Annotated in this window: 22 protein-coding genes; 13 read left to right on the plus strand and 9 right to left on the minus strand. The window is 44.4% G+C overall.

The window, feature by feature from the left end; all coding sequences use genetic code 11:
* Positions 1-11 precede the first annotated feature (11 nt).
* Genes Q4Q46_RS18325 through Q4Q46_RS18340 form a run of 4 tightly spaced genes read right to left on the minus strand, consistent with a single transcriptional unit; the run spans position 12 to position 2,257 of the window.
* Positions 12-347, minus strand: a complete 336-nt coding sequence (locus Q4Q46_RS18325; RefSeq protein WP_311906702.1) for a c-type cytochrome — start codon at positions 345-347, stop codon at positions 12-14.
* Positions 344-727: a cytochrome C gene (locus Q4Q46_RS18330; RefSeq protein WP_311906704.1), complete on the minus strand. Its 384-nt coding sequence runs from the start codon at positions 725-727 to the stop codon at positions 344-346. Before Q4Q46_RS18330 ends, Q4Q46_RS18325 begins: the two co-directional genes overlap by 4 nt.
* The gene (locus tag Q4Q46_RS18335) at positions 727-1,953 is read right to left on the minus strand and encodes a sulfite oxidase (RefSeq protein WP_311906705.1); all 1,227 of its coding nucleotides are present in this window, start codon (positions 1,951-1,953) and stop codon (positions 727-729) included. The genes Q4Q46_RS18330 and Q4Q46_RS18335 overlap by 1 nt, the downstream gene beginning before the upstream one ends.
* 1 nt (position 1,954) lies before the next feature.
* Positions 1,955-2,257, minus strand: a complete 303-nt coding sequence (locus tag Q4Q46_RS18340) for a c-type cytochrome (protein ID WP_311906716.1) — start codon at positions 2,255-2,257, stop codon at positions 1,955-1,957.
* A gap of 240 nt (positions 2,258-2,497) precedes the next feature.
* Between Q4Q46_RS18340 and Q4Q46_RS18345 the strand changes: the two genes are divergently transcribed.
* A complete protein-coding gene (locus tag Q4Q46_RS18345; protein WP_311906706.1) occupies positions 2,498-3,160 on the plus strand; it encodes a glutathione S-transferase family protein in 663 nt (220 codons plus the stop codon).
* Between the two features lie 81 nt (positions 3,161-3,241).
* On the opposite strand, the gene gyrB is transcribed toward Q4Q46_RS18345, so the two are convergent.
* From gyrB to dnaA, 4 genes are all read right to left on the minus strand, one after another.
* On the minus strand, positions 3,242-5,659 hold the full coding sequence (gyrB, locus tag Q4Q46_RS18350; protein ID WP_311891282.1) for a DNA topoisomerase (ATP-hydrolyzing) subunit B: 2,418 nt from the start codon (positions 5,657-5,659) through the stop codon (positions 3,242-3,244).
* A gap of 16 nt (positions 5,660-5,675) precedes the next feature.
* Complete coding sequence (recF, locus tag Q4Q46_RS18355; RefSeq protein ID WP_106648778.1) at positions 5,676-6,758, minus strand: DNA replication/repair protein RecF; 1,083 nt, start codon at positions 6,756-6,758, stop codon at positions 5,676-5,678.
* A 201-nt stretch (positions 6,759-6,959) separates the two neighbouring features.
* Entirely contained in the window at positions 6,960-8,060 is a 1,101-nt protein-coding gene (gene dnaN / locus Q4Q46_RS18360; protein ID WP_300482337.1) for a DNA polymerase III subunit beta, read from the minus strand.
* A gap of 19 nt (positions 8,061-8,079) precedes the next feature.
* A complete protein-coding gene (dnaA, locus tag Q4Q46_RS18365; RefSeq protein ID WP_006083826.1) occupies positions 8,080-9,468 on the minus strand; it encodes a chromosomal replication initiator protein DnaA in 1,389 nt (462 codons plus the stop codon).
* A 446-nt stretch (positions 9,469-9,914) separates the two neighbouring features.
* Here dnaA and rpmH point away from each other — a divergent pair, with 446 nt between their 5' ends.
* The 5 genes from rpmH (at position 9,915) to mnmE (ending at position 13,763) form a co-directional block, all read left to right on the plus strand.
* A complete protein-coding gene (gene rpmH / locus Q4Q46_RS18370) occupies positions 9,915-10,052 on the plus strand; it encodes a 50S ribosomal protein L34 (RefSeq protein WP_006083827.1) in 138 nt (45 codons plus the stop codon).
* A gap of 15 nt (positions 10,053-10,067) precedes the next feature.
* Positions 10,068-10,424 (plus strand): ribonuclease P protein component, encoded by a 357-nt coding sequence (gene rnpA / locus Q4Q46_RS18375; protein WP_105250802.1) that lies wholly within the window; start codon positions 10,068-10,070, stop codon positions 10,422-10,424.
* Positions 10,391-10,645, plus strand: a complete 255-nt coding sequence (yidD, locus tag Q4Q46_RS18380; protein WP_006083829.1) for a membrane protein insertion efficiency factor YidD — start codon at positions 10,391-10,393, stop codon at positions 10,643-10,645. Before rnpA ends, yidD begins: the two co-directional genes overlap by 34 nt.
* Positions 10,646-10,648: 3 nt before the next feature.
* Positions 10,649-12,274: a membrane protein insertase YidC gene (gene yidC, locus Q4Q46_RS18385; RefSeq protein ID WP_311891285.1), complete on the plus strand. Its 1,626-nt coding sequence runs from the start codon at positions 10,649-10,651 to the stop codon at positions 12,272-12,274.
* A 127-nt stretch (positions 12,275-12,401) separates the two neighbouring features.
* Positions 12,402-13,763 carry a tRNA uridine-5-carboxymethylaminomethyl(34) synthesis GTPase MnmE gene (gene mnmE, locus Q4Q46_RS18390; protein WP_012588973.1) on the plus strand — a complete coding sequence of 454 codons (1,362 nt, stop codon included), beginning with the start codon at positions 12,402-12,404 and terminating at the stop codon, positions 13,761-13,763.
* An 81-nt stretch (positions 13,764-13,844) separates the two neighbouring features.
* Here mnmE and Q4Q46_RS18395 read toward each other — a convergent pair whose 3' ends face one another.
* Positions 13,845-15,398 carry a POT-type proton-dependent oligopeptide transporter gene (locus tag Q4Q46_RS18395; RefSeq protein ID WP_311906708.1) on the minus strand — a complete coding sequence of 518 codons (1,554 nt, stop codon included), beginning with the start codon at positions 15,396-15,398 and terminating at the stop codon, positions 13,845-13,847.
* A gap of 250 nt (positions 15,399-15,648) precedes the next feature.
* Here Q4Q46_RS18395 and mioC point away from each other — a divergent pair, with 250 nt between their 5' ends.
* From mioC to atpB, 7 genes are all read left to right on the plus strand, one after another.
* Complete coding sequence (gene mioC, locus Q4Q46_RS18400) at positions 15,649-16,089, plus strand: FMN-binding protein MioC (protein ID WP_006083832.1); 441 nt, start codon at positions 15,649-15,651, stop codon at positions 16,087-16,089.
* Positions 16,090-16,528: 439 nt separating this feature from the next.
* Positions 16,529-18,418 (plus strand): tRNA uridine-5-carboxymethylaminomethyl(34) synthesis enzyme MnmG, encoded by a 1,890-nt coding sequence (gene mnmG / locus Q4Q46_RS18405; protein WP_311906709.1) that lies wholly within the window; start codon positions 16,529-16,531, stop codon positions 18,416-18,418.
* Between the two features lie 117 nt (positions 18,419-18,535).
* Positions 18,536-19,156 (plus strand): 16S rRNA (guanine(527)-N(7))-methyltransferase RsmG, encoded by a 621-nt coding sequence (gene rsmG, locus Q4Q46_RS18410; protein WP_006083835.1) that lies wholly within the window; start codon positions 18,536-18,538, stop codon positions 19,154-19,156.
* A 73-nt stretch (positions 19,157-19,229) separates the two neighbouring features.
* Positions 19,230-20,018, plus strand: a complete 789-nt coding sequence (locus Q4Q46_RS18415; RefSeq protein WP_259591018.1) for a ParA family protein — start codon at positions 19,230-19,232, stop codon at positions 20,016-20,018.
* A gap of 9 nt (positions 20,019-20,027) precedes the next feature.
* Complete coding sequence (locus Q4Q46_RS18420) at positions 20,028-20,906, plus strand: ParB/RepB/Spo0J family partition protein (protein ID WP_006084765.1); 879 nt, start codon at positions 20,028-20,030, stop codon at positions 20,904-20,906.
* A gap of 225 nt (positions 20,907-21,131) precedes the next feature.
* Positions 21,132-21,515: an ATP synthase subunit I gene (locus tag Q4Q46_RS18425; RefSeq protein ID WP_063883871.1), complete on the plus strand. Its 384-nt coding sequence runs from the start codon at positions 21,132-21,134 to the stop codon at positions 21,513-21,515.
* 12 nt (positions 21,516-21,527) lie between these two features.
* Positions 21,528-22,322, plus strand: a complete 795-nt coding sequence (atpB, locus tag Q4Q46_RS18430; RefSeq protein ID WP_106648792.1) for a F0F1 ATP synthase subunit A — start codon at positions 21,528-21,530, stop codon at positions 22,320-22,322.
* Positions 22,323-22,373 lie beyond the last annotated feature (51 nt).

The following is a 22,373-nucleotide window of genomic DNA, read 5'->3' on the forward strand; positions in this document are numbered from 1 at the left end:
CCACAATAATGCTAATTCGCACTTAAGTTTGGTGTAACTTGCTGGCTATAAAACAGCGCCACATCTTGCAATTGATCAGAGCTTAACGCGCTGACTTGCGCCTGCATCAAAGGATCGACTCGCAAACCAGTTTTAAAATCAACAAGCTGTTTATTGAGATAAGCTATTTTCTGTCCCTTCAAGTTTGGGAATTGTTTAGCCATAGTGATCACCACATTGCCATGGCATGACTCACATTGAGCCGTAGCCAGCACCTGACCACGTTCAATATCTGCTTGATAACCTTCTGCATAAACCGCTGTGGATAAGCCGCACAAGACAAGCAAACTGACGATAAACGCTTTCATTGAGATTCCTTAACGGCAGGCTTAACAGGTGGAGGCAACTGGCTTGATTCAATGGGCAGACGCCTAAAGATAGTCATATCCATTTCAACTTGGCCATAATAAGTACTGAGATAGCTCAATGTCGGCTCCCAAGTATCCGACAAGTCCCATAAGCCTTGAGTATCCACCATCCATTGCAAGGTTTCTTGCCAAAACGCTTTATCACCGCGATTTTGGGTAACAATCATGCTGGTGTGACAGGCATTGCATTGATAATTAACCAACTCCCAACCGGGTGCCATAATGAGGCCCGATTGAGGGTCCACGGGATACTCTGCAGCGAACGTCGCCCCAGTGAAAAGTAACCCGCACACTATCAATTGATTGATATGCGATTTCATCACACCACCCTCACGGCAATACGGTGGCAGCCGTTAAACATATATCCCTTAGGATTCCATTGCGGTTGTACGACTGGCTGACTATCACCTTCACTATCGGTCGCTTTGGCCCAGATTTCATAATAGCCCTGCGACGGTAATTGCAATTCAATCTTCCACTGCTGCCATGCCGCTACGTTTTTAGGTTTTTCTAACTCAGCGGTATACCAGCGGGTGCCATAGTCATAACTCACTTCCACTTTAAGGACTTCCCGTAATCCCGCCCAAGCGTGGCCTGCGATGGCTATCTTCTGGCCCACAGCTAATTCTGTTCCCGATTGAGGATCGGTAATCAAGGACTTCACTATCATTTCTTCTATGATTTTATAGTCTTTATCATCAACGGACTCACCTGGCGCTATCGGATATTTAGGGAGTTGATACGCTGGCGCTGCCATTTTATGTCCATCATGCACTTTATTGCGCACACTGATCCCCGTAGCGGCTTTTTGCGAAACGGAGCCCGGCCGTCCACCAAACACAATACGCAAGGGATATCCATGTAGATAAGGAATGTCCTCGCCGTTCATCGACCATGCAATGAGTCCCAGCTCTTCGAGCGCCGCCTTTATTGGCACACCGCGTGAAATCGCCTCACCTTTACCGCTCAAATGCCGATCAACACCGTGATGACCCGTATAAACAGCATCGGCTTTAATACCGCAATCCTTAAGCACGTCACTCACTAACACACCCGTCCACTCGGAGCAAAATACGCCGGCATTATTCCATTGATTGCCTTTAGTGCTAGGGAAGAAGCCTGAACGACTATTGCCACCACATTCAATCAGTAACTGTAATGTGTAATGCTTAAAACGGCGCTTAAGTTCATCGATTGTGTAGGTTTTTGGAGTGATAACAGACTCGCCATCCACTTTAAAAGTCCAAGTCTTAGCATCCAGCGCCTTAAAATCGGGCACTATGCCATTCCAACGGATAAATGAGGCATCAGCAGGCGTCACAGCTGGAGCGAGTTTATACTCAGGCGGAAACGCATTCAGTGGATGAGTGTTTAACACTTTGAAGTAACTCGGTAAATCCTCAGCCTTAGTCCAAGTTAATGCTGATATATCCAGAGGAGTGACGGCTGCGGGAAGCTGATCGGCAAATACCCACTTAACGGGTAAGGCAGATAACACAGACGTCGCTACCGCCCCTTTAATAAAAACCCGACGATTAAGATCCATGTTATTTATCCTTTCCGAGGTAAAAGTAATCCGCCATCAGCTGCATATCAGCCTCACTCAACAATTGAGCGACTTTAGTCATTGTGGGATCTTGGCGATTTTCCGCCTTAAAGGCTCGCAGTTGCTTCAACAGGTAATCCGAGTTTTGCCATCCGATATTAGGGATATGCTCAAAACGACTCACACCGGACTCGCCATGACAGGCCTTACACATATTCAATAACTTATTTGCCTCATCGGCGTTTGCCACCACTGGTAACATTAACATCAGCACGCTCACCGGATAGATCACTCGCTGCCACATCCATTTATCTCGCCAGTTAGTCTTCATCCCGACGAGTTCCATCGAACGAAGTAATTAAGATATGGTTAAATTATCTCAATGCGGTTAGTGGTTTAAATTCAATAAAAGTGATTCGAAAGCTCAAGAGAAATGACGCGTATTAGCGGATATAGAATGGGTAAAATATTCATTAGTCATAGGTGAAATGAGCCCATATAGTAGCTTTGCAGAAACACTCGGCATTTCACTCAAGGACAAACAATGGATCTTTATATTGGCAATAAAAACTACTCTAGCTGGTCACTACGGGCTTGGTTAATGGCCGCGAAATCTGGCGTGCAGTTCAACGAAATATTACTGCAACTCGATACCGACAGCTTTTATCAGCAACTCAAAGCCATTTCGCCGACGTTAAAAGTACCGACATTAGTCGATGGCGATATCACGATATGGGATTCACTCTCAATTTGTGAATACCTCAACGACACCTATCTTGCCGGTAGCGCGTGGCCGCAAGATCCTAAACAAAAAGCCAAGGCTAGATCGATAGCCAGTGAAATGCATTCTGGCTTTAATGCCGTGCGTAACGCTCTACCAATGAACATACGCGCGAGCCGTTATGTTGAGCTCACTGATGCAGTCCGCAAAGACATTGAGCGCATCGATGCGATTTGGTCAGCACAAATGGCCGAGTTTGCCCCATCAAATGCCGAAGGTACTTGGTTATTTGGCGAGTGGTCGATTGCCGACATGATGTTTGCCCCTGTGGTCATGCGCTTTATCACCTACGGTGTTGAAGTCTCGCAGGCAAGCCGTGCCTATATTCAGCATGTGATCAGCTGTCCGGAAATGCAGGCGTGGATGAGTGCGGCTAAAGCTGAGACTGAAATTGTTGCAGCGGATGAAGCGGGTATTGAACGATAAAGGGATAAATCATAGAAATAAAAAAGGGAAAGCCTTGGCTTTCCCTTAATCATTTACGTACTGCTAATCACTTAACGCGCATTAAACGTCTAAGTTAGCCACGTTCAATGCGTTCGCTTCGATGAACTCACGACGAGGTTCAACTTGATCACCCATCAAACAAGTGAACAACTGATCGGCACCCACGGCATCATCAATCGTGACTTGCAACATACGGCGTGATTCAGGATCCATTGTAGTTTCCCACAATTGCTCAGGGTTCATCTCACCCAATCCTTTATAACGTTGAATGTATAAGCCGCGTTTGGCTTCAGAAATCGTCCAATCTAGCGCTTCAAGGAAGCTGCCGACTTCTTTCACACGTTCACCGCGTTGCACATAACCGCCTTCTTCAATCATGCCATCTAACGCCGCACCTAACTTACCGATGCGTTGATAGTCACTTGATTGGAAGAAGTCATAAGTAAACAGATAGTTAGTATCGATACCGTGTTTACGAATAGTGATCTTAGGCAAATACACTTTACGTTCAGGATCGAGAATCGGCTCAGCAGAATACAGTACGCCACTGCTTTCCATTTCCACCAGCTCATGGATAAAGGCATCGATCCAGTCCTTCATCTTGCCTTCATCGGCCAACATCTCGTTGGTGATCATTGGGTGGTAAAGCATACGGTTAGTAATGTGCGTTGGGTAGCGTTGCTCTAAACGGGCAACAATCGCTTCCACTTCACGATACTGAGTCACTAAACGCTCTAACGGCTCACCTGACATACCAATCGCACCTTGCGTTGGGTACACAATAGTGCCATCCAACGCTTGAGTCGTAAGATATTGAGTCAATGCAGGCTCGTCTTTCAAATACTGTTCTTGCTTGCCCTTTTTCACTTTAAATAGTGGTGGCTGAGCAATATACACATAACCACGTTCAATCAATTCAGGCATTTGACGGAAGAAGAAGGTCAACAGCAAGGTACGAATGTGCGAGCCGTCGACGTCAGCATCCGTCATGATGATGATGTTGTGATAACGCGTCTTATCTGGATTGTATTCGTCACGACCAATACCACAGCCAAGAGCGGTGATCAGTGTGGCCACTTCTTGAGAAGACAACATCTTATCGAAGCGGGCCTTCTCAACGTTTAGAATTTTACCTTTCAGTGGCAGAATCGCTTGGTTCTTACGGTTACGTCCCTGCTTAGCGCTACCGCCAGCAGAGTCACCTTCCACTATGTAAATTTCGGAAAGACCAGGGTCCTTCTCTTGGCAATCGGCCAGCTTACCTGGCAAACCACCTAAATCGAGCGCGCCTTTTCGACGAGTCATTTCACGGGCTTTACGCGCCGCTTCACGGGCACGGGCCGCATCGACAATTTTACCGACAATCAACTTAGCATCGGCTGGGTTTTCCAGCAGATAATCGTTCAGCTTCTCACCCATGGTTTGTTCAACCGCAGATTTCACTTCACTCGAAACTAACTTATCTTTAGTTTGTGAGCTGAACTTAGGATCGGGCACTTTAACAGAGATAACGGCGGTCAAACCTTCACGGGCGTCATCGCCTGTCGCGTTAGTTTTGCCTTTCTTGTTATAGCCTTCGTTTTCCATGTAGTTGTTTAAGTTACGCGTTAAGGCGCCACGGAAACCCGCTAGGTGAGTACCACCATCACGCTGTGGAATATTGTTGGTAAAACAGAAAATATTTTCTTGATAACCATCATTCCACTGCATCGCCACTTCAACGGTAATACCATCCTCACGCTCTTGCATAAAGTGGAATACGTCTTTATTGACGGGAGTTTTATTACGGTTCAAATAATCAACGAATGCGCTAATACCGCCTTCGTATTTGAAGAATTCATTCTTGTTGTCACGTTCATCAACTAAACGAATACCGACGCCTGAGTTCAGGAATGACAGTTCACGTACGCGTTTTGCCAAAATTTCAAAGTGAAACTCAACATCGCTGAAGGTATCTTCACTTGGCCAAAAACGGATTTCAGTACCGGTTTTAGTCGCATCACCAATCTCTTTGATTGGCGCATCAGGCACACCGTGGGTATAAAACTGCTCGTACACTTTGCCCGCACGGCGAATAGTCATTTGCAGCTTTTTAGATAAAGCGTTTACAACCGAGACCCCCACGCCGTGGAGGCCGCCAGACACTTTATAAGAGTTATCGTCGAACTTACCACCGGCATGCAATACCGTCATGATAACTTCAGCAGCCGATACGCCTTCTTCCTCATGGATAGAAACCGGAATACCACGGCCGTCATCTTTAACAGAAACCGAACCATCGACATGGATAGTAATGGTAATATCGCTGCAGTGGCCGGCTAAGGCTTCATCGATAGAGTTATCGACTACTTCGAACACCATATGATGTAGACCCGTACCGTCGTCGGTGTCACCAATATACATCCCAGGTCTCTTACGTACTGCATCAAGGCCCTTAAGGACCTTAATACTCGAAGAATCGTAACTATTCTCTGACATATTATTCTCTCAATGGTTATTCAATTACCGTTACACGTCCCTGTTCCACATGAAACATCCTACTGGGAGGTGTGTGTAACGAATCGACTATTGCTGCAGGCTCAATGGCAGTGACAAACACTTGTGCACCTGTATCCACTAACTGCTTTAGCAATAGCTGCCTATGCTGTGCATCCAACTCGGATGGAAGATCATCCACAAGATAAATACTGTGTTTATCTATTTGTTGTTTGAGCAACTTTCCCTGTGCAATACGCAGTGCACAGACTAATAATTTCAATTGACCACGGGACAGGGCATCCTGCGCCGGCAAAGTGCCTACACGAAGTCTAAGGTCAGCTTTATGGGGACCGCTGACGGTATGACCTGTGGCCAAATCTCTGGAATATTGGTTTTCGAGTAGTTCTGCAAAATCCGTTTTACTATCCCAGCCGCGGGTAAATGAAACCTTCACATCTACACTCGGTAAAAACTCCCCGATTATACCCTTAAGTAGCTCATTTAACGAGTCTACATAATGGTTTCGTATTTCAGTAACCTGCTCGGCATAACGCACAAACTCTTGGTCCCAAAATTGAATATGGCTATAAGCTGAACCATTCCTAAGTAATTGATTTCTTTGTTTAAGAACGCGGCGAACATTCGTCCAAGCGCCATAAAACTGTGGGTCAGCATGAAATGCGCCCCAATCGATAAATTGTCGACGTGATTTTGGGCCTTCAAACAGCAGCGAAAAGCTTTCAGGCGTGATCACTTGGATAGGTAAGGTTTCGGCTAAAGTCGACAGACGTTTGACTTTTTCACCATCGATTCTTACTTCAGTCTCACCACTGCGAAATCGGCGTAAACCGATTTTACTGTCACCGCGCGCTAAATTTAAGGTCGCAAACAGGGTTAACTTATCGTCGTCGTTATTAATCACTCGCTGGGATAAATGGCTGCGAAACGAACGCCCCATACCGAGGAAATATATCGCCTCAAGAATACTGGTTTTGCCGCTACCATTTTGGCCATAAATCAAGTTAATCCCAGGTGCAGGGATTAACTGTGCAGACTGAATGTTGCGAAACGCTTCGATATTGAGACGGGTTAGGCTCATGCATTACTCATTAAGCCGCGTAAACGGCGAAGGCAAGGATTCATAACACTTAACAGGCAACTTAATCGCTGCCACAGGCTAAGGCTATCGGTAAATGAGTGAAGGAATGGCCAATACTGCGTATTAAACACTGTGCCGCGGTTAAGCGGCATAGCTATCGGAGACTGAGCTACAGACACGGGTAACGTAAAAGTCGATGGTTTATAAGCGCATCGGCATAACCACATACATGGAATCTTCTTCCAAATGGTTTTCGATTAAGGCGCTGGAGTTACCATCAATGAGCGTAATACGCACATCATCGGACTTTAGGTTGTTGAGCACGTCGAGCAAATAACTGACGTTAAAACCAATTTCTAAGGCTTGATTGTTGTATTCCACATCGATGATCTCCTCCGCCTCTTCCTGTTCAGGATTGTTAGCGGTGATCTTGAGCAAACCATTTTCGAGTTGAATACGCACGCCGCGAAACTTCTCGTTCGACAAAATAGAAGCGCGGTTTAACGCTTGTTTCAAATGGTTGCGACTGGCAATCACTATTTTATCACCGCCCTTTGGCAATACACGGCGATAATCAGGGAAGCGGCCATCAACTAACTTACTGGTAAATACAGTGTTAGCCGTTGTGGCACGAATGGCATTATCACCAATGGCAATCGCAATATCGAGATCGTCCGACTCCAATAAACGCGCCATTTCCATTACGCCTTTGCGCGGAACAATGACTTGTTTTTCAGGTAATTGTGCTTCAATCGTGCGGTGGCTTAACGCTAAACGGTGGCCGTCGGTCGCAATAGCGCGCAACACATTACCTTCAGTTTCAAACAATAAACCGTTGAGGTAATAACGCACATCTTGGTTAGCCATAGAAAATTGCGTTGAGTCGATAATCGACTTCAATACGCCCTGCTTCAAACTAAATTCAATCTCAGCTTGGAAGGCTTCAACGTTAGGATATTCTTCTGCAGGCAAGGTCGCTAAGGAAAAACGGCTACGGCCTGAACGCAGTAACCATTTATTATCTTGTTGTTCGACTTTCAGTTCGCTTTGTTCTGGCAAAGACTTAACAATATCGAGCAGCTTTTTAGCCGGGACCGTAGTACGACCTTCTTCAATATCACCGTGAACCACAGCTTGGCCCACCAGTTCAACTTCTAAATCTGTACCAGTCAGCTTAAGTGAGTGACCACTTACTTCTACAAGGAGGTTAGACAAAATGGGCAAATTATGGCGTCTTTCTACCGCACCACACACCAATTGCAACGGCTTTAATAGGGCATCCCTATCAATGGAGAATTTCATAGTGTCCAAATTCCTTGTTTTAAGAAGATAAGGTTCTAATCAAATTAGCATAATCTTCTTTAATGTCGTGACTCTCTTCCCGTAGCTGAGCAATCTTACGACAGGCATGCAACACTGTGGTGTGATCTCTACCACCAAAAGCATCACCAATTTCCGGCAAGCTTTGGTTAGTTAATTCTTTGGATAACGCCATTGCCACTTGTCTAGGCCGCGCGACACTGCGTGAACGGCGCTTAGACAACATATCAGCCATCTTGATCTTGTAGTATTCAGCTACGGTTTTCTGAATATTGTCTATAGTGACTAATTTTTCTTGAAGTGCCAAGAGGTCACGTAAGGCTTCACGAACAAAATCAATGGTAATTGGTCGACCCGTGAAGTTCGCGTTGGCGATAACGCGGTTTAACGCCCCTTCTAGCTCACGCACGTTTGAACGTAAACGTTTAGCAATAAAGAAGGCCACTTCATCGGGTAAGTTAATACCGCTCTCTTGGGCTTTACGCATCAAAATCGCCACGCGGGTTTCTAACTCTGGTGGCTCAATCGCCACAGTTAAACCCCAACCAAAACGCGATTTCAATCTGTCTTCAACACCGTCGATCTCTTTTGGATAACGATCTGAAGTCAAAATAATTTGATGATTCCCCTCAAGCAAGGCGTTGAAGGTATGGAAGAATTCTTCTTGGGATCTGTCTTTATTAGCAAAAAATTGAATATCATCGATAAACAAGGCATCGACGCTACGGTAGTAACGTTTAAATTCTTCGATCGCATTGTTTTGTAGCGCTTTAACCATGTCTTGAACAAAACGCTCGGAATGCATATAAACCACTTTAGCATTCGGATTATTTTTAATGATCCCGTTACCGACAGCGTGCAACAAGTGAGTCTTACCTAGACCTGTTCCGCCATATAAGAATAATGGATTATAAGCACCACCTGGATTTTCAGCCACTTGCAACGCCGCAGCCTTACCTAATTGGTTCGACTTACCTTCTACGAAGTTATCAAACTGGTAGCTTGGATTGATGTTACTGCGGTGATTCGCGTTCGCCATCGGCTCGGCTTGGACGTTAAAGGTCGTGCCTACCGTCGCTTTTGTTTGCGTATTCGCGACTCGAGTTGGCGCTATAGGTGCTGGCACACTTGGCTTTTTCGCCGAAGGACGACTACCAATATCGAAACGCAATTTAGGTGCATCACTGCCCATCTGCTCAGTAAAGAACTGATTAATGATATTGATGTACTTATCTCTGACCCAATCAAGCACGAAGCGGTTGGGCGCATAAAGCACCAGAGTATCTCCATCCATTTCGGCTTGTAACGGTCTGATCCACATACTGAACTGCTGAGCAGAAAGCTCATCTTGCAGTCGTCCGATACATTGTTGCCAAAGTGAAACAGCCACTTAGTTATCCCCAAAAGATCATCAAAAAAGAGGTGTATTCTATAGCGAGATCTCAAGGATCGCTATCCTTAAAAAATATTTATCCCCAGCGAGATCATTCTATGTGGATATCCTCGATCATCAAAGATCCAAAACGATCCTTTTATTCAACACTATCCGCAAATCCTGCTTTATTAAGCGATCCACATTGATCTATAATGGCGCCCCTTAGATCGGCTCGAAGATCCCCTGCACTACTATATGTAGTGTCCGTACACAGAGTTATCCACATCTTATGGTGTATTCAGGGGGTTGATCTAAGGATACGCTGGCAGAAATAAAGCACTTACTTACTTTCGTTGTTGACGTGACTAAGTATTGTGATTACAATTCGGCCTCTTTTTTGCCCTTACCTCTATCCTAGAGATAAGGATATGTTCACTAATTAACAAAGACGGATTGCCATCATGAGTAAACGTACTTTTCAACCTAGCAACCTGAAGCGCAAGCGTTCTCACGGCTTCCGCGCTCGTATGGCTACTGTAGGCGGCCGTAAGGTGCTTGCACGTCGTCGTGCGAAAGGTCGCGCTCGTTTATCTGCTTAATAAGTAGGTAACTAGTTGACTAGCTATACCTTTTCGCGGGAGTTACGTTTGTTAACTCCCGCGCAATTTAAATCTGTATTTTCCAATCCCATCAAAGCATCTTCTGCTGAAATTACCTTGCTCGCTATTCCTAACACGGAACAACATCCGCGTATGGGCCTTACTGTTGCCAAACGCTATGTAAAACGCGCCAATCAACGTAACCGTATTAAGCGCGTGATCAGAGATAGTTTTCGCTTAAATCAACACGACATTCCTCATCTTGATATTGTTGTGCTTGTCAGAAATGGCGTGATGGAAATGGAAAACGCTGAAATCAACAAATTGATAGAAAAGCTATGGCGCAAACTCAGTCGCCGCTACAATGGCTAGCGACCACGTTAATTCGTGGCTATCAAGTATTCATAAGCCCTATACTGGGCCCTCGATGCCGTTTCAATCCCACCTGCTCTCACTACGCTATTGAAGCAATAAAAGTGCATGGAACCGCGAAAGGTTGTTGGTTTGCATTGAAACGCATATTAAAATGTCACCCTTTACATCCCGGCGGTAGTGATCCCGTCCCCCCTAAAAATGACAGGTGTAATAAATAGGCTATGGAATCTCAACGCAATATATTGCTCATAGGACTACTGTTTGTCAGCTTTTTGCTGTGGCAACAGTGGCAAGCAGACAAAGCTCCTAAACCAGTTGCAACCGAATCGTCCTTAGTGGCGAACGCGGCAAACTCACACAGTGCCGATGTTCCAGAAGCTGATACAGGTGTTCCTGCAGCAGTGACAGCAACCAGCAAACTGATTACCGTGAAAACCGACCAGTTGGATGTTCAAATTAATCCAATCGGTGGCGACATTGTTTTTGCTGCGTTAGTTTCGCACAAAATGGAACAGGATAAAGATCAACCCTTCGTGTTGCTTGAGCAAACGAAAGATTTCACTTATATAGCCCAGAGCGGTCTTATAGGTCGCGATGGTATCGACAGTAGCGCCAAAGGCCGTGCCGCATTTAGCTCTGCAGCGACTGAATATACCTTAGCCGAAGGTCAAGACACTTTAGAAGTGCCGTTAACTTATGTAGCCGACAATGGCGTGACATACACTAAAGTGTTTGTATTCCATCGCGGTAAGTTCAACGTCGATGTTGACTATAAAATCAACAACACTTCAGCGGCTCCGCTGCAAGTTCAGATGTACGGTCAAATTAAACAAACGATTAAACCATCTGAAAGCAGCATGATGATGCCTACCTATCGTGGCGGCGCATTCTCTACGCAAGATGTGCGTTATGAGAAATACAAATTTGATGACATGGCGAAAAGCAACCTGAACCAAGCAACGTTGGGTGGTTGGGCTGCCATGCTACAACATTACTTCGTTTCGGCGTGGATCCCACCGGCTACCGACAGCAACACTATTTTCTCTAGTGTCAGTGCGGGCGGTTTAGCCAATATTGGTTTCCGCGGTGCGGTATATGATATTGCACCTGGTGCGACCCAAGAAATTAGCTCACAGTTCTACGTTGGTCCTAAGGATCAAAAAGCACTGTCAGCCATCTCTGATACCTTAAACCTAGTGGTCGATTACGGCTTCCTATGGTGGTTAGCCGTACCAATCCACTGGTTATTGATGTTCTATCAATCATTCGTCGGTAACTGGGGTGTGGCGATTATTCTGATCACCTTAACCGTTCGTGGTTTACTGTTCCCGCTAACAAAAGCGCAGTACACCTCAATGGCGAAAATGCGTAACCTGCAACCTAAACTGACTGACTTGAAAGAACGCTTTGGTGATGACCGTCAAAAGATGGGTCAGGCCATGATGGAACTGTATAAGAAAGAAAAAGTTAACCCTATGGGTGGCTGTTTACCTATTATTTTACAGATGCCAATCTTCATTGCCTTGTACTGGGTATTGTTAGAAAGCTTCGAATTACGTCACGCCCCATTTATGTTATGGATCCACGATTTATCGGTACAAGATCCTTACTACATTCTGCCATTATTGATGGGCGTATCTATGTTTGTGATGCAGAAGATGCAGCCTATTGCACCGACTATGGACCCTATGCAAGTGAAAATGATGCAGTGGATGCCAGTAATCTTTACCGTATTCTTCCTCTGGTTCCCAGCAGGTCTAGTACTGTACTGGTTAGTGGGTAACATAGTTGCTATCACGCAGCAGAAGATTATTTATGCAGGTCTTGAGAAAAAAGGCTTAAAATAAGCCTAAGATTTCCAAGACTCTAGCGCATCGTTACAGATTAATGTGAACGCATGACACTAAAAGGCGGCTTAATTGGCCGCCTTTTCCTTTACATGATTTAGTAGATATTAGTTTGGTGGGTATTTCCATGACAACTGACACTATTGTGGCTCAAGCCACCGCGCCCGGACGTGGCGGCGTAGGCATAATTCGAATTTCAGGCGACAAAGCCAGTGATGTCGCTATGGCCGTATTAGGTCATCTTCCTAAAACCCGATATGCCGATTATTGCGATTTTAAAAGTGCATCGGGCCAAGTGATAGACCAAGGCATAGCGCTATTCTTTAAAGGACCTAATTCCTTTACTGGCGAAGATGTACTGGAACTTCAAGGCCACGGCGGCCAAATCGTCCTCGATATGCTGATCAAACGGGTAATGGAAGTCGGTGGCATTCGTATCGCTAAACCGGGTGAATTTAGCGAACAAGCCTTTATGAACGATAAACTCGACTTAACCCAAGCCGAAGCGATTGCCGACCTTATCGACGCAACCAGTGAGCAAGCCGCTAAAAGCGCACTACAATCGCTACAAGGTGAGTTTTCTAAGGAAGTCCATGAGCTGGTGGACCAAGTCACTAACCTGCGTTTATACGTTGAAGCCGCAATTGATTTCCCCGATGAAGAAGTCGACTTTTTAAGTGACGGCAAGATTGCCAATGCTCTCTATAAAATCATCGACAAACTCGACCTAGTGCAAGCCAGCGCCAAGCAAGGTTCTATCATTCGTGAAGGCATGAAAGTCGTGATAGCCGGTCGCCCCAATGCCGGAAAATCAAGCTTATTAAATGCATTAGCGGGTAAAGAGTCGGCCATTGTGACTGAAATTGCTGGCACAACACGCGACGTATTACGTGAACATATCCATTTAGATGGTATGCCGCTGCACATTATTGATACCGCAGGCCTGCGTGATACCACTGATACCGTAGAACAAATTGGTATTGAACGCGCATGGAATGAAATAAACAGCGCCGATCGTGTGCTATTTATGGTGGACGGCACGACAACCGCCGCCGTCGATCCCCATGCGATTTGGCCAGACTTTGTCGATCGCCTTCCCTCCAATTTAGGTGTAACAGTGATCCGTAATAAAGCCGATCTTACTGGCGAAGACTTAATGATGACCGAAGAACAAGGTTATAGCGTCTACCGGATCTCGGCAAAAACAGGCTTAGGTGTTGAAGAATTAAAGCAACACTTGAAGTCACTTATGGGTTATCAGAGTAATCTCGAAGGTGGCTTTATCGCCCGTCGTCGTCACTTAGAAGCCCTTGAATTAGCCGCAGGACACCTGCAATTGGGTAAAGAGCAGTTAGAGGTTTACCTTGCAGGAGAACTACTGGCGGAAGAGCTACGCATGTGCCAATTAGCACTATCAGAGATCACTGGCCGCTTCACTTCTGACGACCTACTCGGCAAGATTTTCAGCTCCTTCTGTATCGGGAAGTAACTAACATTATTAGTTCCATATAAATCAGCCCATACAATATGGGCTGATTTTTTATCTACAACCGAATATTTCCACCCATCTTCATGATTCGACGTGGCGGTAATGATCTTGCATTTGATAGGATCTTGCATAAAGCGCAAACATCAATGCTGCCAAGATGGCAAAACCTGCGAAGAAAAACATCTGAAATGCGGTAATACTGATCCCAGTTTGGGCAATCTGTTCGGTCACAGCAGGGCTTTTCACACTGACGTTCGCCAATAACACCCATAAGTTACCGACGGTCACAGATAAGGTCCAAAAACTCATGATAGTGCCTTTCATAGCTTTAGGCGCTTGACTGTAGGCAAACTCTAGCCCTGTGGCTGAAACTAATACTTCACCAAAGGTGAGCAAAGCATAGGGCACAATCTGCCAAAATATTGATAATGCCGAGCCGCCATCCATCACCAATTGAATGCTACCAACGACTATCCAACTCACTCCCGTGATGGCAATCCCAGCCCCCATTTTACGCAAAGCAGTTAACTTTACCCCCATGCGCTCAATCGCCGGATATAACACAAAGTTATTAAATGGGATCAGTAACATAACTAATAATGGGTTTAACGCTTGCATCATGGCAGGTTCAAACCATGCCGGTTTTGACATGTCATTGGCTTGCAATATCCAAGTGGACGCTTTCTGATCGAACAAAGACCAAAAGGGAGTCACTAACGCAAATAAGATTAAGATCCGTAGTACTGAACGCACCCCATCAACGGCGATATCCGGATGGATCCCCCTAGCCCGTTCGAGTTGCAATGAAGCCCCTGCGCCAACAAATCCCATCACAAGCACTAACGCACAGCACAAACCAGCAACGATACCTAAGGTTGGAATATTGACTAAGGCATACGCTGCAGAAATGATCCCAACTAAAGCTAACACTAAACCTATGTTGGCTTGGCCAGCGATTTTAGTGAGCAATGCGGTACGAATAACGGGTAAAAAACCATGGGGATTTTTCGGTTCGGGTGGCATATGCACATAACGTTTGCGGCCTAACCAGAAGAACACAGTTGCAATAAACATCAAGACACCAGGGATCCCAAATGCGACCGCAGCACCATAATATTTCAATAGTAATGGCATAGATAACGACGCAAAGAAGGAGCCAAAATTAATCGTAAAATAAAACAGATCAAACGCTTTCTGCGCCAATGTTTTATTGGTTTGATCAAATTGATCTCCCATAAAGGAAGAAACCAAGGGCTTAATCCCACCCGATCCAAGTGCAATTAAAAATAATCCCGTATAAAACCCTTGAATACTGTGTTCAAAAATAGCGAGAAACGCATGACCAACACAGTAAATTAAGCTTAACCATAAGATAGTATTGTATTTACCGAAAAAACGATCAGCAATCCAACCACCGAGTAATGGGAAAAAGTACACTCCAATGACAAAGGAATGGAACACATCCTTAGCCATAGTTCCACGTAGTTCTTCTGGAATAGACAACAAAAGTGCTGTCATCAAGAATGGGGTAAGAATATTCCGCATACCGTAAAAGCTAAAACGTTCACAAGCTTCACTGGCGATGATGTAAGGAATTTGCCGTGGCCACTGGGGCGCATTTACGGGTGTTGTCATAGAACATCCTATTATAATTATTTGATTTAAAATGAAATTAAATTGGTAAATATATTAATTTTGTATCAAGAAGCTAAAGGTAACATGTAAGCCAAACCAACATTATATAAAGGATGCAAAAACTGCAAAAATCACGTATTGCTTCTGTGGTCCGATCCACATTTCCTTTATGATGAACATAATAATAGCCATTGAGCTATCTATTTAATTGAAATTTGTTTTAAAAACAACAACACACTGAGAAATCATAATGGCAAAGATTGAAGTAATAGTTGGCACAACATTGGGCAGTGCAGAGTATGTTGCTGACGAAATGATGGCGCAATTAACGGATCAAGGGCACCAAGTTCAAGTGCATTTAACTCCAACACTGTGCGAAATCGACACCCATGCACTATGGATTATCGTGTCATCTACCCACGGCGCGGGTGATCTTCCAGATAATATTCAGCCCTTTTTCAACGAAATTACCGAACAAAAACCAGATCTCAGCCAAGTGAACTTTGCCTTATGTGCAATTGGCGACTCAAGTTATGACACCTTTTGCCAAGGCCCTGAAAAACTCATTTCAGCGATTCAAGACTGCGATGCAAAAGCCTTTGTGGATAAGATCCAGATCGATGTACAGCTTGATCCCGTGCCAGAAGACCCAGCCCTTGCATGGTTAGCACAATGGCAACAGGAGATTTAAGATCGCCTATTGGATAAGGTCGCGATCTATGTACAGTTTAGATCTTATTTATCCACAATTTACTTATTTAAAGTATAAACATGTGGATAAGCTATTATTTAGATCTGATCAACCTCTGTACTATTCACACTCCGATCTGCTTAATGATCAGCCTTGTGGATAAGTAGGCGATCTATCCCCATGTTTAATGGCGTTAGATCGCGATCAGATCACAGGATCAAGATCGCGCTAATTAATGATTTATATACTTAATTTGGGTTATACACAGAAAAATGCGATCTTAATAGTAAACATAATAAGAAGATCTATATAAAGATCTTAAGATCTATTAGTCCGGATCATCTCGATCGATCAAGGTAAAATGATCATTCACCTAGCGCAAAGCAAATGCTAAAATACTCGGCTCGTACTGAGTCTCTTAGCAATTGAAGGTAGTGGCATGCATTTTCATGAACGGTTTGATGTTATTGTTGTTGGTGGTGGTCATGCCGGAACTGAAGCCGCGTTGGCTGCAGCAAGAATGGGATCAAAAACATTATTACTAACGCACAATATCGATACGTTAGGACAAATGTCATGTAATCCAGCGATCGGTGGCATAGGCAAAGGCCACCTAGTGAAAGAAATTGACGCCTTAGGTGGTGCAATGGCGATCGCAACCGATTATGCAGGGATCCAATTTAGAACCTTGAATTCAAGCAAAGGCCCAGCCGTACGAGCAACACGTGCACAAGCTGACCGTGCCTTGTATCGTCAAAAGATCCAAAACATATTACAAAACCAACCTAATTTACGTATTTTCCAACAAGCCGTTGATGACTTAATTGTTGAAAATCATAAAGTTGTTGGCGTAGTGACTCAAATGGGATTAGCTTTTGAATCCCCAGCAGTTGTATTAACAACTGGTACATTCTTAAGCGGCAAAATCCACATAGGATTAGAGAACTACAGCGGTGGCCGTGCAGGCGATCCACCAGCCATTGCCTTAGCAAATCGTTTACGTGAATTACCGATCCGTGTAGGCCGTTTAAAAACGGGTACCCCACCACGTATCGATGCAAACACGATTGATTTTTCTCAAATGGCTGAACAGAAAGGCGATTCTCCATTGCCTGTGATGTCGTTTATGGGCGATGTCAGTCACCATCCAAAGCAAATTTCTTGCTGGATCACTCATACCAATGAGAAAACCCATGAAATTATTCGTGGTGGTTTAGACAGAAGTCCAATGTATTCTGGCGTAATCGAGGGTATAGGCCCACGTTACTGCCCATCGATTGAAGACAAGATCCACCGCTTTGCAGATAAATCTTCGCATCAGATCTTTATCGAACCTGAAGGCTTAAATACCAATGAGATCTACCCTAACGGGATCTCGACCAGCTTACCTTTCGATGTACAGCTGAATTTAGTACGTTCGATCAAGGGCATGGAAAACGCAGAAATTATGCGTCCAGGTTATGCGATCGAATATGATTATTTCGATCCAAGGGATCTGAAAAACTCATTAGAAACCAAAGCGATCAACGGGTTATTCTTCGCTGGCCAAATAAACGGCACAACCGGTTATGAAGAAGCCGGTGCTCAAGGTTTATTAGCGGGCATGAATGCGTCGCTGCAAGTGCAAGGCAAAGAAGCTTGGTGTCCACGTCGTGATGAAGCGTATCTTGGAGTACTGGTTGACGATCTGTCGACTCTGGGTACCAAAGAACCGTACCGCATGTTTACTAGCCGTGCCGAATACCGTTTGTTACTCCGTGAAGATAACGCCGACATTCGCTTAACGGCAAAAGGTCGCGAACTCGGTTTAGTCGACGACGCTCGCTGGGCAGCATTTAGTGAGAAGCTAGAATCCATTGAACTTGAACTGCAAAGGCTACGTGGCCAATGGGTGCATCCAAATTCACCTTTGATCCATGCGTTGAATCCACATTTGAATACGCCGATCTCGCGTGAAGCGTCATTTGAAGAGTTACTGCGTCGTCCAGAAATGGATTACAGCAAGTTAATGCAAATTGAAGGTTTTGGTCCTGGACTTGAAGATCCACAAGCGGCTGAGCAAGTTCAGATCCAAGTGAAGTACTCTGGCTACATTCAACGTCAACAGGAAGAGATCAACAAAGCCGTGCGTAATGAGAACACAGGCTTACCTTTGACGCTCGATTACAAAGAAGTACCGGGCTTGTCGAACGAAGTGATTGCAAAGTTAAATAACCACAAACCTGAAACCATAGGTCAAGCATCACGGATCTCTGGTATTACCCCTGCGGCTATTTCAATTTTGTTGGTTCACCTTAAAAAGCGTGGCTTATTACGTAAGAGTGCGTAAAAGCTAGCTTAATCGCTGCTTAGGTCATAGAAGGGAAGCATTCAGGCTTCCCTTCATCGTTTTCGGGCTTCATAATAGCCTTCGCGTTCATAATCGTATCTTTGTTGAGGTTGCTCCGTGTTATCTGCCCAGTTAGAGGCTTATTTAGCCGAAATTAATTTGCCCGCAACCGCCGAGCAAAAAAAACAACTAATTGATTTTGTTGGCATGCTCAACAAATGGAATAAAGCCTATAACCTGACATCGGTGAGAGATCCCGAAGCCATGTTGATCCGCCATATCATGGACAGCTTAGTGGTTTCAAAACATCTACAAGGTGAACGTTTTATCGATGTAGGCACAGGACCTGGTTTACCTGGGATCCCGTTAGCGATTATGAATCCCGATAAACAATTTGTGTTATTGGACAGCTTAGGTAAACGCATTCGTTTTCAAAAACAAGTGTCCTTTGAACTAGGCATACATAACATCAGTTCGGTTGAAAGCCGCGTAGAAGCTTATCAACCAGAGCAAAAATTTGACGGCGTATTAAGTCGTGCATTTGCTTCAATCCAAGATATGCTCACTTGGTGCCATCATTTACCCGCCGAACATGGGCAGTTTTATGCCCTTAAAGGCCAGTTAAATGATGAAGAAATGCAACATATTCCAAGTGGATTTGCAGTGAAAGAAGTCATCGAGCTCAAGGTGCCTAAACTCGATGAACAAAGACATTTATTGAAAATAATCAAAGAATAACAGGCTTGAAAGTGATGAATAAATCATTTTTAGGTAAGGGCAATAAACCAGCATTTACATACAGGGTGATATTGTGGGTAAAGTGATTGCCGTGGCTAACCAGAAAGGTGGCGTAGGAAAAACAACTACTTGCGTTAACCTCGCCGCTTCGTTAGCAGCAACAAAACGTAAAGTCTTATTGATCGATCTCGATCCCCAAGGTAATGCGACTATGGGTAGCGGTGTCGATAAATATGAGGTCGAAAATACGGCCTACGAATTATTGGTCGAAGAAAAAAACTTCGATGAGATCGTCATTAAAAACACTGCGGGTAAGTATGATCTGATCGCCAGTAATGGCGATGTCACAGCGGCAGAGATCAAACTGATGGAGTTTTTTGCGCGTGAGATCCGTTTGCGTAACGCGCTCGCACCGATAAAAGATCAATATGATTATATCTTTATCGACTGCCCTCCTTCATTGAACATGCTGACGGTGAACGCTATGTCAGCGGCCGACTCTGTGCTTGTGCCTATGCAGTGCGAATACTATGCCCTTGAAGGCTTAACAGCGCTGATTGATACCATCACTAAACTTGCCGCTATGGTTAACCCAGGGCTTGGCATTGAAGGCATTTTACGCACTATGTACGATCCGCGTAATCGTTTGTCTAATGATGTGTCCGATCAGCTAAAACAGCATTTTGGTGACAAGGTATATCGTACTGTGATCCCACGTAATGTCAGGCTGGCTGAGGCGCCAAGTTTTGGTGCGCCTGCTATGTATTACGATAAATCGAGTGCCGGCGCTAAGGCGTATCTAGCGCTTGCGGGTGAAATGATCCGTCGTTCAGAACAACAAACTCAGGCTAAGCAAGCGTAAGGGATCACCATGACGTTAAAGAAAAGAGGATTAGGCAAAGGGCTAGATGCCCTACTGAGTAACAGCCATGCCGCCAGTAAAAAACATACTGACGAAGCTAATGTTGTCGATAAAAAAGAAGAGCTTATCCATCTCGATTTAGACTTATTACAACCGGGTAAGTATCAACCTCGAAAAGACATGTCTCCCGAAGCGTTGGAAGAACTGGCGCATTCTATCCGCAACCAAGGCATTATTCAGCCCATCGTTGTTAGACAAGTGGCAAACGACATGTATGAGATCATTGCGGGCGAACGTCGCTGGCGTGCTTCTCAACTTGCTGGCTTAAATAAAATCCCCTGCATAGTCAAACAAGTGCCCGATGAAGCCGCTGTTGCTATCGCTTTGATTGAAAACATCCAGCGTGAAGATTTAAATGCCATGGAAGAAGCCATTGCATTGCAACGTTTAATGCAAGAATTTGAACTGACTCACCAACAAGTTGCCGATGTTGTGGGAAAATCCAGAGCGAGTGTATCTAACTTGTTACGTTTAAACGGCTTAAATGAGCCGGTAAAACGTCTACTCGAGTATGGCGACATCGATATGGGTCATGCTCGCGCTTTGTTAGCAATTGAGGGAGAAGAACAAACAAATCTTGCGAGATTAGTGGCCGCTAAGGAATTAACCGTTCGCGAAACTGAACGATTAATTAATCAAACCTTAAATCCGCCTAAACAAGCCGAAACTACGACTAAAGATCAAGATGTTTGTCGTTTAGAGCAGCAGTTAATTGAAAGATTAGGTGCCAAGGTTTCTATCGCTCATAGTAGTAAGGGCACAGGTAAAATTGTAATTAACTATCAGAATCTGGCTGAATTAGACGGAATTCTTAGTAAAATTCATTAATGTCTGTAGATTAACAGTTTTTAATGTAAATTTGTGACAGATGCTAATCTTACATTTTAACTCGTTTGGCGCTAGATCACGTTAAAAGTGTTGTTTTTCCTTATCTCAAAGTTGCAATGAAGGCGTGAAAAGGTATACTTTCGCAAGCTTTTTGTGCATCGACATAAATACGGGTATTTGTCATCCGGTCATCGAAACAAAAAGTATGAATGCGGAGAGGATGAATTGAGTAAGGTTTTAGCGCGTCGTGGCCGGTGGTCAGCCTATAAATTGGTGATGATGCAGGCGGCGGTCGCTGGGGGTGCTTCAATTCTCTTTTTCGCCGTGTGGGGAGTTCAGTTTGGCTATTCTGCTTTAGCAGGTGGTTCAATCGCTGTGCTCCCTAATTTTGTATTCGCAACCCTCGCTTTCTCCCACACGGGAGCAAGTTCAGCTGCAAAAGTCATAAAGGCTTTTTACTGGGGGGAAGCGGTAAAGTTGCTGTTAACCATCGCAATGTTTTCGTTTGTATTTATCAATATTAAGGTCGCTTTTATGCCGCTTTTTGTTTGTTATGTGCTGACGCTAATCGTGCATTGGACAGCTCCTTTATACTTCAAGCAAAGTTAAGTGGGATGAATCATGGCTGCAACTGGTGAAGCGTTAACACCGCAGGGCTATATCCAACATCACCTTACCAACTTAAGTGTTGGTGAAGGCTTTTGGACATGGCACATTGATTCGTTGTTCTTTTCGGTTGGTCTTGGTGTTCTGTTCCTGTGGATTTTCCGCAGCGTTGGTAAAAAAGCGACTTCCGGTGTTCCTGGCAAACTGCAATGTTTTGTTGAGATGATCGTTGAGTTCGTAAATAACAGCGTGAAAGAAAGTTTTCATGGTCGCAATGCTCTGATCGCACCTTTAGCTCTGACCATTTTTGTATGGGTATTCATGATGAACTTCATGGATATGATCCCTGTTGATTGGCTGCCTCACGCAGCAAGTTTAATGGGTATTCCATATCTTAAAGCGGTTCCGACGACTGACGTTAACATTACCTTTAGCTTAGCTATTGGTGTGTTCGTGCTGATTATTTTCTACAGCATTAAGGTCAAAGGTGTGTCTGGGTTTGTTAAAGAACTGACACTACAGCCCTTTAACCATAAGGCAATGATACCCGTCAACCTCCTATTAGAGACAGTTACTTTGATAGCTAAGCCAATTTCATTGGCATTGCGACTCTTTGGTAACTTGTACGCAGGTGAGTTGATCTTCATCCTTATTGCGCTGATGTATGGTACCAACTTGTTATTATCTTCCCTAGGTGTGACTCTACAACTGGGTTGGTTAATATTCCACATTTTGGTTATCACACTGCAAGCGTTTATCTTCATGATGTTGACCATTGTTTATTTAAGCATGGCGCATGAAGATCATTAAGGATTGCTGAAGAAATTTTAAACTAAATCATCAACTAATACAGATTTAGAT

This window comes from Shewanella vaxholmensis (assembly GCF_031932135.1).
Lineage (GTDB): Bacteria > Pseudomonadota > Gammaproteobacteria > Enterobacterales > Shewanellaceae > Shewanella > Shewanella hafniensis.

Bases quoted from the DNA above. Each gene is read 5' to 3' on its own strand.
- Q4Q46_RS18325 (WP_311906702.1), bottom strand. From the start codon at position 347: ATGAAAGCGTTTATCGTCAGTTTGCTTGTCTTGTGCGGCTTATCCACA.
- Q4Q46_RS18330 (WP_311906704.1), bottom strand. From the start codon at position 727: ATGAAATCGCATATCAATCAATTGATAGTGTGCGGGTTACTTTTCACT.
- Q4Q46_RS18335 (WP_311906705.1), bottom strand. From the start codon at position 1,953: ATGGATCTTAATCGTCGGGTTTTTATTAAAGGGGCGGTAGCGACGTCT.
- Q4Q46_RS18340 (WP_311906716.1), bottom strand. From the start codon at position 2,257: ATGTGGCAGCGAGTGATCTATCCGGTGAGCGTGCTGATGTTAATGTTA.
- Q4Q46_RS18345 (WP_311906706.1), top strand. From the start codon at position 2,498: ATGGATCTTTATATTGGCAATAAAAACTACTCTAGCTGGTCACTACGG.
- gyrB (WP_311891282.1), bottom strand. From the start codon at position 5,659: ATGTCAGAGAATAGTTACGATTCTTCGAGTATTAAGGTCCTTAAGGGC.
- recF (WP_106648778.1), bottom strand. From the start codon at position 6,758: ATGAGCCTAACCCGTCTCAATATCGAAGCGTTTCGCAACATTCAGTCT.
- dnaN (WP_300482337.1), bottom strand. From the start codon at position 8,060: ATGAAATTCTCCATTGATAGGGATGCCCTATTAAAGCCGTTGCAATTG.
- rpmH (WP_006083827.1), top strand. From the start codon at position 9,915: ATGAGTAAACGTACTTTTCAACCTAGCAACCTGAAGCGCAAGCGTTCT.
- yidD (WP_006083829.1), top strand. From the start codon at position 10,391: ATGGCGCAAACTCAGTCGCCGCTACAATGGCTAGCGACCACGTTAATT.
- yidC (WP_311891285.1), top strand. From the start codon at position 10,649: ATGGAATCTCAACGCAATATATTGCTCATAGGACTACTGTTTGTCAGC.
- mnmE (WP_012588973.1), top strand. From the start codon at position 12,402: ATGACAACTGACACTATTGTGGCTCAAGCCACCGCGCCCGGACGTGGC.
- Q4Q46_RS18395 (WP_311906708.1), bottom strand. From the start codon at position 15,398: ATGACAACACCCGTAAATGCGCCCCAGTGGCCACGGCAAATTCCTTAC.
- mioC (WP_006083832.1), top strand. From the start codon at position 15,649: ATGGCAAAGATTGAAGTAATAGTTGGCACAACATTGGGCAGTGCAGAG.
- mnmG (WP_311906709.1), top strand. From the start codon at position 16,529: ATGCATTTTCATGAACGGTTTGATGTTATTGTTGTTGGTGGTGGTCAT.
- Q4Q46_RS18420 (WP_006084765.1), top strand. From the start codon at position 20,028: ATGACGTTAAAGAAAAGAGGATTAGGCAAAGGGCTAGATGCCCTACTG.
- atpB (WP_106648792.1), top strand. From the start codon at position 21,528: ATGGCTGCAACTGGTGAAGCGTTAACACCGCAGGGCTATATCCAACAT.